12 protein-coding genes are annotated in these 11,245 nt (G+C 65.1%); 11 read left to right on the forward strand and 1 reads right to left on the reverse strand.

The window, feature by feature from the left end; genetic code table 11:
• The first annotated feature begins 161 nt into the window (after positions 1–161).
• From AC1DPF_RS05665 to leuB, 10 genes are all read left to right on the forward strand, one after another.
• The gene (locus AC1DPF_RS05665) at positions 162–665 is read left to right on the forward strand and encodes a sigma-70 family RNA polymerase sigma factor (RefSeq protein ID WP_477867667.1); all 504 of its coding nucleotides are present in this window, start codon (positions 162–164) and stop codon (positions 663–665) included.
• Positions 665–1,306 carry a DUF1109 domain-containing protein gene (locus AC1DPF_RS05670; RefSeq protein ID WP_477867735.1) on the forward strand — a complete coding sequence of 214 codons (642 nt, stop codon included), beginning with the start codon at positions 665–667 and terminating at the stop codon, positions 1,304–1,306. Before AC1DPF_RS05665 ends, AC1DPF_RS05670 begins: the two co-directional genes overlap by 1 nt.
• A 79-nt stretch (positions 1,307–1,385) precedes the next feature.
• Positions 1,386–1,658: a BufA2 family periplasmic bufferin-type metallophore gene (gene bufA2 / locus AC1DPF_RS05675; protein WP_477867665.1), complete on the forward strand. Its 273-nt coding sequence runs from the start codon at positions 1,386–1,388 to the stop codon at positions 1,656–1,658.
• A 57-nt stretch (positions 1,659–1,715) separates the two neighbouring features.
• Entirely contained in the window at positions 1,716–2,561 is an 846-nt protein-coding gene (gene bufB / locus AC1DPF_RS05680; protein WP_477867663.1) for an MNIO family bufferin maturase, read from the forward strand.
• Complete coding sequence (locus tag AC1DPF_RS05685) at positions 2,558–3,304, forward strand: HvfC/BufC family peptide modification chaperone (RefSeq protein WP_477867661.1); 747 nt, start codon at positions 2,558–2,560, stop codon at positions 3,302–3,304. The genes bufB and AC1DPF_RS05685 overlap by 4 nt, the downstream gene beginning before the upstream one ends.
• 65 nt (positions 3,305–3,369) lie before the next feature.
• On the forward strand, positions 3,370–3,633 hold the full coding sequence (locus AC1DPF_RS05690; protein WP_477867659.1) for a hypothetical protein: 264 nt from the start codon (positions 3,370–3,372) through the stop codon (positions 3,631–3,633).
• Between the two features lie 80 nt (positions 3,634–3,713).
• Positions 3,714–5,636, forward strand: a complete 1,923-nt coding sequence (gene uvrC, locus AC1DPF_RS05695; protein WP_477960160.1) for an excinuclease ABC subunit UvrC — start codon at positions 3,714–3,716, stop codon at positions 5,634–5,636.
• Entirely contained in the window at positions 5,633–6,625 is a 993-nt protein-coding gene (locus tag AC1DPF_RS05700; RefSeq protein ID WP_477867655.1) for a polysaccharide deacetylase family protein, read from the forward strand. Before uvrC ends, AC1DPF_RS05700 begins: the two co-directional genes overlap by 4 nt.
• Before the next feature lie 56 nt (positions 6,626–6,681).
• Entirely contained in the window at positions 6,682–7,413 is a 732-nt protein-coding gene (recO, locus tag AC1DPF_RS05705; RefSeq protein ID WP_477960162.1) for a DNA repair protein RecO, read from the forward strand.
• Between the two features lie 70 nt (positions 7,414–7,483).
• A complete protein-coding gene (gene leuB / locus AC1DPF_RS05710) occupies positions 7,484–8,527 on the forward strand; it encodes a 3-isopropylmalate dehydrogenase (protein WP_477960164.1) in 1,044 nt (347 codons plus the stop codon).
• A gap of 746 nt (positions 8,528–9,273) precedes the next feature.
• On the opposite strand, the gene AC1DPF_RS05715 is transcribed toward leuB, so the two are convergent.
• Positions 9,274–9,555 carry a hypothetical protein gene (locus tag AC1DPF_RS05715; RefSeq protein WP_477960166.1) on the reverse strand — a complete coding sequence of 94 codons (282 nt, stop codon included), beginning with the start codon at positions 9,553–9,555 and terminating at the stop codon, positions 9,274–9,276.
• A gap of 374 nt (positions 9,556–9,929) precedes the next feature.
• Between AC1DPF_RS05715 and AC1DPF_RS05720 the strand changes: the two genes are divergently transcribed.
• The coding region (locus AC1DPF_RS05720) for a Z1 domain-containing protein (RefSeq protein WP_477960168.1) at positions 9,930–11,245 on the forward strand (1,316 nt) is incomplete at its 3' end.

An 11,245-nucleotide genomic window follows, 5' to 3' on the forward strand; every position in this document is an offset into this window, starting at 1 on the left:
TCACGGGAAGCCAGTTCGGCCCCGTTCAGGCGATCGTTACACGACGCCGACCGAAATATTTTTCGCTTTACGGCCAGATCGCTGTAACTTCCCGCCGTTCTGCAGCGAAGGCGTTTGGGGGAGCGCATATGAGAGCGGATGAAGATCAACTACGGCGATGGATGATCAGCGGCCTCGCGGGCCATGCTGGCGACCATGCCGCGTTGCTCGCCGCGCTCGTGCCGCTCCTCCAGGCTTTTTATCGGCGGCGTATGCGAAATGCCGTCGAGGATGTAGAGGATCTCGTGCAAGAAACCCTGATCGCCGTGCACAGCCGTCGGGCGACCTATGACCCCGACCGTCCCTTCGGCGTCTGGCTGTTCGCGATCGCGCGCTACAAGATGATCGATCATTTCCGGCGCCGTCGGCAGAGTTGCCCGATCGAGGATGTTGAGGAGCTGCTGGTCGCCGAGAGCTTCGAGGGAGCTAGCATCGCGCGCATGGACGTCGATCGGCTGCTCGACACGCTGCCTGCCAAGCAGGCCGCGGCCATCCGTGACACGCGGCTGGATGGGCTGAGCGTGACTGAGGCCGCCGCGCAAGCGCGGATCGGCGAATCCGACGTCAAGGTGTCAATCCATCGCGGGCTGAAGGCGCTAGCCGCACGCGTGCGGGGGGAGCCATGATGGATACCGAGGCCTTGATCCGGTCGCTCAGCACCGATGTGAAACCGGTTCCACGCCATGCGGTTGGTCGGCGCGTTGCCCTTGGCCTCGGCCTGGGGGCGGTGGGTACGGTCGTGTTGATCGGCTGGTGGCTCGGCTTTCGACCGGATTTTGGCACCGCCATGCGCGGCTATTCCTTCTGGATGAAGTGGATCTACACCAGCATGCTCGCGGGCGCGGCGATCGTTGCAACGGTCCAGCTCGCCCGGCCGGAACCGAGCAGCTTGCGCTGGCTGCGGATTCTCGTGGTGCCGATGTTGCTGCTCGCCGCGATCGGAGCCGTGGAGATGATGCGGGTGCCGTCGCGCGACTGGCTGGCGATGTGGCTGGGCAGCAGCTGGAAGCTATGTCCGATCATCGTGCTCATCCTGGCCGCCCCGATCTTCATCGGCCTGCTGTGGTCCTTCCGGCGGTTGGCGCCGACGCGGCTGCGCGCGGCGGGCGCCGTCGCCGGATTGGCCGCGGGTGCCTGCGCCGCCGCGCTCTACTGTTTCCATTGTCCCGAAGTGTCTGCGCTGTTCGTGCTCACTTGGTACACGCTCGGTATCGCGCTCGCGTCGGCGATGGGCGCTCTGCTCGGTCCGCGCGTGCTCCGCTGGTAAAAATCCGCGGCGGTGTAACCGGGCGACAGCGGCCCGCGTATTCCTGATGCCATCCCGGCTATGGAAGGAAAATCCGACGATGATCACCGTGAAGACTGGCGTCAGCGCCGCCACCACCGCCGCCTTGCTCGCGATCGCCGCGATGCAGGCTGCGCCTGCGCTGGCGGACCGGCACCAGGACGCGAAGACCGTGCACTGCTATGGCGTCAACAGCTGCAAGGGCACGTCCGACTGCAAGACGGTCGAGCATGACTGCAAGGGTCAGAACACGTGCAAGGGCCACGGCTTCAAGGAGCTGACGCCTGCCGCGTGCACCGCGGCGGGCGGCAGCACGACCGAAGCGAAGAACTAGTCCAATGCCCCGGTGCCGGCTCCTCGCCGGCCCGGGGTGTATGTCCGCGAGGTTGCCATGCACGCTCTGCCAGCGCACGTCCCGACATTTGGCCTCGGCTTGCGCAAGCCCCATTATCCGGACTTCCTCGATGGCGAGCAGCCCGTTCCGGTCGACTTCGTCGAGGTCATCTCGGAGAACTTCATGGTCGCGGGCGGGAAGCCGCGGCACATCCTGCGCAAGGTGCGCGAACGGCATCCGGTCGCGCTGCACGGCGTCTCGCTGTCGGTGGGCTCCGCCGACGGGGTCGATCACGATTACCTGCGCCGGTTGCGCGCGCTGGTGGACGAGATCGAGCCGATGATCGTGTCCGATCATCTCTGCTGGACGCGGATCGAGGGCTTCAGTTCGCATGATCTGCTGCCGCTGCCCTATACCGAAGAGGCGCTCGACATCGTGTGCGCCAATATCGCGCTCGCGCAAGACATGCTCGGCCGCGCGCTGCTGATCGAGAATCCGTCGAGCTATATCTGCTTCGACGACGCGCCGATGCGCGAGTGGGAATTCCTCGAGGCGATGAGCCGGCGTACCGGATGCGGTCTCCTGCTCGACGTCAACAACGTCCATGTCAGCGCCACCAACCACGGCTTCGATCCGGAGGATTATCTCGCGGGGATCCCCGCCGATCGGGTCGGCCAGATCCACCTCGCGGGGCATAGTCGCGGCCGCGCGCTGCTGATCGACACGCATGACAGGCCCGTGCCGCCCGTTGTCTGGAGTCTGTACGAGGCGGCGCTCGCCCGCACCGGGCCGGTGCCGACGATGATCGAGCGCGACGATGCGATCCCGCCATTGTCCGAATTGCTCGACGAACTTGCCATGGCGCGCCGGATCGCCTGCGCCGACGCGCGGAGGGCGGCATGAGCCTGCTGGCCTTGCAACGCGATGTCCGATCCTGGCTCGCCGAGGAGTCGGAGGCGGCGGCCGGCCGGCTCGGCGCCGGCGCGCGGCCCGGGCTCGACGTCTACCTCAACAATTATCGCAGCCAGCTGATCGCCTGTCTCGGCGAGGTGTTCGAGCGGGTGCGGCTCTGGCTCGGCGAGGAGCGTTTTCTCGGCGTCGCCGCCGCACATATCGATCTGACGCCGCCGAGCGGCTGGACCCTCGATGCCTATGCCGGCGGCTTTCCCGACACGCTGGAGCGGCGGTTCCCGGATGATCCGGCGGTGAGCGAACTCGGCTGGGTTGATCTCCATCTTGCCGAGGCGTTCGTGGGTGCGGATTCCCCCGCGCTCGACGGCCAGGCGCTTGCCACGGCCGACTGGGACGGCGTCGTGCTCCGTGTGGCGCCCACGCTGGCGACCAGGCTGCTCGTCACCAACGCCGCGGCGATCTGGTCGAGCTTGTCGGCCGGCACGCCGCCGCCGCCCGTCGAACATCTGCCGGAGCCCCGCTTCCTTTTGATCTGGCGCAAGGATCTGCTGTCCTGCTTCCGCACCGCCGAGCCCCATGAGGCGGAACTGCTCGACAGCGCGGCCGGTGGCGCCCCCTTCGCGGCACTCTGCGCGCAGCTCATCGCGCGCCTGGGGGAGGAGGCCGGCGTGGCTGCGGCCGGAACGATGCTCGGGCGCTGGCTGGGCGACGGCCTCGTGGTCGACCTCGTTTGAGAGAGGCGCCGGCGTCCGGCCGTCATTTACCATTTCATCATCGGCGGTCCGCTAAAACGCCGACCATGGGCGCGATCGGCTGGATCTGGGCGTGGGTGATGTTGCTGGGCGGGGTGCGCGCGCATCTCGCCCACGCGCTGCCGTCGGGCGTGATCGCGGCGATGATCCTGTCGGGAACCGCCGCGCTGCCCCTGTTATGGAACCGCAAGGACGGCCTGTTCGCTGCCGTCGCGCCCTCGGGCTTCGTCCGCGCCGGGCTCGCGGTGCTGGTGCTGGTCATCGCGGCCATCGGCCACCCGGACGCCATGGCCGGCCTGACCGCCGCCTGAATCCGCCGATAACGCGCCCATGGGTCGAGCCGGGTGATCCTGCCGTTGCGGCGGCCGGTTGCGCGACCTAGATCAGCAGGGTGAGCGACACCATCCCCACCGACAGGTTCAGCGAAGAGAAGAGCGTCTACACGGTGCGCGGTTCGGACGCGCCCGACCTGGAGGCGGGCATCGCGGCCATCCGCAATGTCCTCAAGACGCTTCCCGCCCGTCCCGGCGTCTATCGCATGCAGGATGCGCGCGGCGATGTCCTCTATGTCGGCAAGGCGAGGGCGCTGAAGAACCGGGTTGCCAACTACACCCAGGTCGGGCGGATGCCCAAGCGGCTGAGCCGCATGGTCGCGCAGACCCGCTCGATGACGATCGTCACCACCAACAGCGAGGCCGAGGCGCTGCTGCTCGAGGCGCAGCTGATCAAGCGCTATCGGCCGCCCTACAATGTCCTGCTGCGCGACGACAAAAGCTTTCCCTTCATCCTGCTGCGCGAGGATCACGACTTCCCGCGCATCCAGAAGCATCGCGGTGCGCGGCGCGCCAAGGGGCAATATTTCGGCCCGTTCGCCAGCGCCGGCTCGGTCACCCGCACGCTGAACGCGCTGCAGAAGCTCTTCCTGCTGCGCTCCTGCACCGACAGCTTCTTCGCGAACCGCGACAGGCCCTGTCTGCTCTACCAGATCAAGCGCTGCTCGGCGCCCTGCGTCGGCCGGATCGACGCGGCGGCCTATGCCGAACTGGTGGAGGACTCGAAGGCTTTCCTCTCCGGAAAGTCGACACAGGTCCAGAAGAAGCTCGGCGAGGCGATGAGCGCGGCGGCCGAGGCGATGGATTACGAGCTGGCGGCGGTCTACCGTGATCGCCTTCGTGCGCTGACCTATATCCAGGGGAGCCAGGCGATCAACGCCGAGGGAGTCGCCGATGGCGACGTCTTCGCCTTCGACACCAAGGCGAACACCGTCTGCATCCAGGCCTTCTTCATCCGCGGCGGCCAGAACTGGGGCCACCGCGCCTTCTTCCCCGCGCACACCGCCGACGTGCCCGAGGACGAGGTGCTCGCGAGCTTCCTGATGCAGTTCTACGAGGAGGTGCCGCCGCCCCGGCTGGTGCTCGTCGACCGCGAGCCGGCGGAATGCGCGCTGCTGGCCCAGGCGCTCGGCGAGCGCGCCGGCCGCAAGGTCCAGATCAAGGTGCCCCAGCGCGGCGAACAGCGCCGGCTGATGGACCAGGCCCGCCGCAACGCGCATGAGGCGCTCGACCGCCGCCTTGCCGAATCGACCACCCAGGGCCGCATCTTCCAGGAAATGGCCGACCTGTTCGAGCTGGAAGGCCCGCCGGACCGTATTGAAGTCTACGACAATAGCCATATCATGGGCACCAATGCGGTTGGCGCGATGATCGTCGCCGGCCCCGAGGGTTTCCGGAAGGGCGGCTATCGCAAGTTCAACATCAAACGTCCGGAGACCGCGCCCGGGGACGATTTCGCCATGATGCGCGAGGTGCTCGAACGCCGCTTCGCGCGGCTGGAGAAGGAGGACCCCGAGCGTCGCAGCGGCGAGTGGCCCGATCTGCTGCTGATCGACGGCGGCAAGGGACAGCTGAGCGCGGTGTGCGAGGTGCTCGAGGATCTCGGCGTCCATGACGTGCCGGTCGTGGGGATATCGAAAGGCCCCGACCGCAACGCCGGCCGCGAGCATTTCCACCTCCCCGGCGGCCGCGAGGCGATGCTGCCGCTCAACTCGCCGCTGCTGTTCCATCTCCAGCGGCTGCGCGACGAGGCGCATCGCTTTGCGATCGGCGCCCACCGGACCAGGCGCGCCGCCAATTTCACCAGGAGCCCGCTCGACGACGTGCCCGGCATCGGCCCCGCGCGCAAGAAGGCACTGCTGATGCACTTCGGCACGGCGCGGGCGGTGCGCGCCGCTTCGCTCGAGGACCTCGAACGCGCGCCCGGCGTTTCGAAAGCGATGGCGCGCGCGATCCACGATCATTTCCACGCGGCCGGATGATGGCGACCGGCGCGCCTTCCTCCGGTTCCCCCGCCGCGCCCGCTGCGCTGACCCGCGTGCTGCTGACGATCGACACCGAGCTGACATGGCGGCCGGGGCCGGGCTGGGGCCGCTGGGAGACCGCCTATGAGCGCTCCTACGAGGCGGCGGGGGTCGGCGTCCGCTACCAGCTTCGCGTGCTGGCGCGCCATGCCCTCAAGGCCTGCTTCTTCGTCGATCCGATGCCGGCCTGCGTCTTCGGGATCGAGCCGGTCCGGCGCATGGTCGAGCCGATCCTCGAGGCGGGGCAGGAGGTGCAGCTCCATCTCCATCCGCTGTGGGTCGGCGCGCGCGACGGCCAGACCGGCAGCGAGCGTCAGCTGGCGCGCTACGGACGGCAGGCGCAGCGCGATCTGATCGCCCGCGCCCGCGACATGCTCGTCGAGGCGGGCGTTCCCGAGCCGATCGCGTTTCGCGCCGGCAATTACTCGGCCAATGACGATACGCTGCGCGCGCTGGCGGAGCTCGGCTTCCGGTTCGACAGCAGCCATAACGGCCACCAGAATCCCTGGCCCAGCGCGATCGATCTGCCGCGCGATCACATCACCCCGATCGTCCATCAGGGCATGATCGAGATCCCCGTGACCCTGATCGCCGAGGGCCGCGGATCGCGCCATCTCCAGCTCTGCGCCGTATCGCTGGGGGAGCTGAAGGCCGCGATCGCGCATGCGGGCGCGCTGGGGCTGCCGATCGTCAACATCGTCACCCACAGCTTCGAGCTGGCCAACCGAGCCGGGACGGCGCCGAACAAGGTCCACGTCAAGCGCTTCGAGGATCTCTGCGCCTTCCTGTCCAGCGAGCGCCGCCTCTATCCCACCGTCTATTTCAGCGACCTCGACGACATGCCGCTCGACACGCCCTCGACGATGCTGCCCCGCGCCCGCTTCCGCCGCGTCGGGCGGCTGATCGAGCAGATCTGGTCCAACCAGGTCGAGGAGCGGACGCCATAGCGGCGTGCCGTGCCTCATGACGCATCCGGGATGCCAGCCGCGCGGGCGATAGGGCGATGCAGCTGAGAAGCTCCGCGATCATCTGCGCGATGCGCCCCCATGGCGAACATGGCGCGATCGTCCGTGCGCTCACGCCGGACCATGGGCTGCTCGCCGGCTATGTCCGCGGCGGCCGGTCGCGGCGCCTGCGCCCGGTGCTGGTGCCGGGCAACCTGGTCGAGGCGGAGTATCGCGCCCGCACCGCCGAGCAGCTCCCCGGCCTGACGGTCGAGCTGTCGCACAGCCGCGCCGCCCTGCTCGCCGAGCCGCTCGCCGCCGCCGCGATCGACTGGCTGTGCACCCTCACCGCCGTCTCGCTGGCCGAGGGGCAGCCGCATCCCCGCCTGTACGAAACCCTCGATGCCACGCTCGCCGCGGTCGAATATGCCCCCTCGGCGCGCGGCTGGGCGGCGGCGGCGGTGCGCTATGAGCTGCTGCTGATGGCGCAGCTCGGCTATGCGCTCGATCTCACCGCCTGCACCGTCACCGGCGCCCGCGACGATCTTGCCTTCGTCAGCCCGGAAAGCGCCGCCGCCGTGTCGCGCGGCGCGGGCGCGCCCTATGCCGATCGACTGCTGCCGCTGCCCGCCTTCCTGATCCAGGCCGGCGTCGAGGCGGGGTGGCCGGATATCCTCGACGGCCTGCGCCTGACCGGCCATTTCCTGGCGCGCGACATCCTGGTGGAGCGCCGCGCCGATGCCCTCGACGCGCGCGAGCGGCTGGTCGATCGCCTGCGCCGGCTCTGCTGACGCCAAACGCCATTGCGCCGCGAGCCGCATCAGGGCAGGGGGCGGCGACGATTCAGAAGAGGGTGGATTAATGCTCATTGCCTTGCTGCCGGGAGACGGCATCGGTCCCGAGGTCATCACCGAAGCGGTGCGGGTGCTCGAAGTCGTATGCGGCGATACGCTCGAATATGAGATCGGGCTGGTCGGCGGTGCCGCCTACAAGGCGGGCGGTCATCCGCTGCCCCCGGAGACGATCGACCTCGCCCGGCGCGCCGACGCGATCCTGTTCGGCGCGGTCGGCGATCCCGATTGCGACGCTCTGGAGCGCCATCTGCGCCCCGAGCAGGCGATCCTCGGCCTGCGCAAGGCATTGACGCTGTTCGCCAATCTGCGCCCGGCCACCCTGTTCAAGGAGCTCGCCGACGCCTCGGCCCTGCGCCCCGAAGTCGCCAGCGCGATCGACATGGTGATCGTCCGCGAACTCAACGGCGATGTCTATTTCGGCGAAAAGGGCATGCGCCAGACCGCCACCGGCCGCCGCCAGGGCTATGACGTGATGGCCTATGACGAGGACGAGGTGCGCCGCATCGCCCGCGTCGGCTTCGAAACCGCGCGCGCGCGCCGCGGCAAGCTCTGCTCGGTCGACAAGGCCAATGTGCTCGAGACCTCCCAGCTCTGGCGCGACGTGGTGATCGAGACCGCGGCCGAATATCCCGACATCGAGCTCAGCCACATGTATGTCGACAATGCCGCGATGCAGCTGGTGCGCAATCCCGGCCAGTTCGACGTGATCGTCACCGGCAACCTGTTCGGCGATATCCTGTCGGATCAGGCGTCGATGTGCGCCGGATCGATCGGCATGCTGCCCTCCGCCTCGCTCGATGCCGGCAAGAAGGGCCTCTACGAACCGATCCACGGCTCCGCACCCGACATCGCCGGCCTCGGCAAGGCCAACCCGCTCGCGACGATCCTCTCCTCGGCGATGATGCTGCGCTATTCGCTCGACATGCCGGCCGAAGCCGACCGCATCGAGGCGGCCGTCGCCAAGGCCCTCGCCGGCGGCGCCCGCACCGGCGACCTCGGCGGCACGCTCACCACCTCGCAGATGGGCGACGCCGTGCTGGCGGCGCTGTAAACCGGAGCAAGGCCAACCTTCATTTTCGTCATGCTGAACTTGTTTCAGCATCCACCCAGCCACAAACCGCGCGCCGAGGCTCCTGGTGGACCCTGAAACAAGTTCAGGGTGACGGCGGAGGGCCTCACGTCAAAATTCAGGACCGCCTTCCCCCACATCCCTCCCGCCCGTCATCCCAGCGAAAGCTGGGATCTCCCTTGCCCCTTTCCGCAACAAGGCAGCACCGGGAGAATCCAGCTTTCAGCCTTTGGCTGAAGTTTATCCTGAGCGCCTGCCTCGCAGGCAGTCCAAGGGCGGGAATGACGGGCCCAGGTTGAATCCGAATACCGCTCATCCTGAGTAGGGGCTGAGCTTGGCGAAGACCCGTATCGAAGGACGCCACGTCACCCCAGCATCAGGGCACTTCGCAAACTGCCCCTTCTTCGGCCCAGCCGCGAACCGCCCTTCGCACGCCTCGGTTCACTCTCTCTCCCACTGGTCATGCTGAACTTGTTTCAGCATCCACCCAGCCACGAACCGCGCGCCGAGCCGCTTGGTGGACCCTGAAACAAGTTCAGGGTGACGGCGGAGATATACCCCGGCCTCACGTCGAGACGCAGGGCCGGCTTCAACGGGCCCCTCCGCCCGTCATCCCAGCGAAAGCTGGGATCTCCCTTCCACCTTTCCGCAACAAGCCGCCGCTCATCCTGAGCAGCCGCTGAGCCTGCCGAAGTGGCGTGTCGAAGGACGCCCACGTCACCCCGGCATCAAGGGCACTTCGCAAACTGCCCCTTCTTCGGCCCAGCCGCGAACCGGCACTTGCCGTCGCTGCCTTTGGTCACTGTGGCCGTCGTGCTGACCTTCGTCGCCGACGAGCATTTGATGAACTGCTTCTTCTCGTTGCGACAGGTCGCGGTCTTGCTGGCCGCATGCGCGCTCATGACCTTGCCGTTCGTCACCGTCTTGCTCGAACTCGCGACATGGCTCGTCGCGCTCTGGGCCCAGGCCCCGGAGCTCATCAGCATCAGCGCGGCCGCCACGCCGGTCATATAGGGTCTCATGGCATCTCTCCTGCATCGCCTGTCGACAGCGGATGAAACGCCCGAACGGTGTTTTGGATCAACGTGGGTCAGGAGGAATTCGCCTCGGCGTCTCGGGCGAAGGGGATGTTAGACCGATATGATTTGGCTTGTATCTCCTCAACGGATTCAACTGACCTTCGGGAATACCGGGGCGGTTCAACACGCGACGTTGGTCATGCACCTCATTGGGCAAGTATGCGAAGCCGCTGAATAGGCGAGCTGGATCCCAGCCCTCCCGAGAACAATTACCCTCAGCGATTACCTCCACAGCGGCGCTTAAAGTCGTTGACCGCTGCCTTTCGATCTTCGAACATCCCGCCGCGGAAACCCGGGGGGGATGTATGACCGAGCCCAAATTCAACATCGATCGATTTTTGTCGAACGGCGGAACCGACGATCGGTATGAGCAACAGCTCAAACGCCTTTCGTCCGGTGGCAAATCCGTGACCAGCATAGAGAAGGCAGTTCGAGGCGCGCTAGATTCGCTCGATGACAAACAAGGTCGTTCGTTCGTCATCTATGGCGAGCCGCAAAGCGGCAAGACCGAGATGATGATCTGCCTCACGGCAAAGCTCCTCGACACTGGCCGAGATATGATCGTTCACCTCCTAAACGATAGCGTCGATCTTCTCGGTCAGAATCTCGGCCGGTTCAAATCCTCCGGACTTGCACCGGCCGCACGCAATTTTAGCGAGATACTCGACCCCGCCATAAAACTTGACGGTCAGAAGAACGTCATCTTCTGCAAGAAAAATGGAAGTGACCTCCGTAAGCTGCTGGAAAAAATTGGGGGATGGCAGGGCATAGTAATCATCGACGATGAGGCCGATTACGCCTCTCCCAATGCCAAGGTTAATGCAGGAGAAAAAACGAAGATAAACGCTCTCATTACCGACCTTATCGGGAATAGCGGATTCTATATCGGTGTAACCGCGACCCCCGCGCGCTTGGATTTAAACAATACGTTTGACAATGACAGCAGCTTGTGGGTGGATTTTCCGCCTCACGATAAATACACAGGGCAGGATACGTTTTTCCCTCTTGAGGGCGAGATTGACTATTTTCGTACACTTCTATCAGACACTGGAGCCGATCCTAAATATCCTCGACAAGCTCTTTTCGGATTTTTGGTTAACTCTGCCTATTTGAATATTTATGTGCATCCAAACATCGAAAAAAATTACTCAATGCTGGTTCATACCAGCGGAAAGAAGGTTGACCACAAGAGCGATTGGACAGTCATGCATGACACGCTTAATGCGCTTGTCAAAAAAGATTCGAAAAACTTTAAATCTTATGTAGAATATATATGGAACCTGTCTGTCCGTCGATTTTCGGACGCTGATCCCGACCGGATCACAAATTTCATTCTCAACAATATAACTAAGCATAGTATTATCATCCTCAATAGCGAACGCGACTGGAAAGATAATTCGTCCGCCGCCACAAATCCAACTAGCTTGTTTACGATTATAATAGGTGGAAATATTGTTTCGCGAGGTGTCACGCTAGACAACCTCTTGGCCATGTTTTTTACCCGCGACGTAAAGCACAAAATTCAACAAGATACCTACATCCAGCGAGCCCGCATGTTCGGCAGTCGTGGCGATTATTTGCAGTTTTTCGAGCTTACGATACCCGAAAGTCTATATTTAGA

It is taken from the genome of Rhizorhabdus sp. P4_G6 (assembly GCF_056401045.1).

What these genes read in the sequence shown, in the direction of transcription:
- AC1DPF_RS05665 (WP_477867667.1), top strand. Translation starts at nt 162, where the DNA reads ATGATCAGCGGCCTCGCGGGCCATGCTGGCGACCATGCCGCGTTGCTC.
- AC1DPF_RS05670 (WP_477867735.1), top strand. Translation starts at nt 665, where the DNA reads ATGGATACCGAGGCCTTGATCCGGTCGCTCAGCACCGATGTGAAACCG.
- bufA2 (WP_477867665.1), top strand. Translation starts at nt 1,386, where the DNA reads ATGATCACCGTGAAGACTGGCGTCAGCGCCGCCACCACCGCCGCCTTG.
- bufB (WP_477867663.1), top strand. Translation starts at nt 1,716, where the DNA reads ATGCACGCTCTGCCAGCGCACGTCCCGACATTTGGCCTCGGCTTGCGC.
- AC1DPF_RS05685 (WP_477867661.1), top strand. Translation starts at nt 2,558, where the DNA reads ATGAGCCTGCTGGCCTTGCAACGCGATGTCCGATCCTGGCTCGCCGAG.
- AC1DPF_RS05690 (WP_477867659.1), top strand. Translation starts at nt 3,370, where the DNA reads ATGGGCGCGATCGGCTGGATCTGGGCGTGGGTGATGTTGCTGGGCGGG.
- AC1DPF_RS05700 (WP_477867655.1), top strand. Translation starts at nt 5,633, where the DNA reads ATGATGGCGACCGGCGCGCCTTCCTCCGGTTCCCCCGCCGCGCCCGCT.
- recO (WP_477960162.1), top strand. Translation starts at nt 6,682, where the DNA reads ATGCAGCTGAGAAGCTCCGCGATCATCTGCGCGATGCGCCCCCATGGC.
- leuB (WP_477960164.1), top strand. Translation starts at nt 7,484, where the DNA reads ATGCTCATTGCCTTGCTGCCGGGAGACGGCATCGGTCCCGAGGTCATC.
- AC1DPF_RS05715 (WP_477960166.1), bottom strand. Translation starts at nt 9,555, where the DNA reads ATGACCGGCGTGGCGGCCGCGCTGATGCTGATGAGCTCCGGGGCCTGG.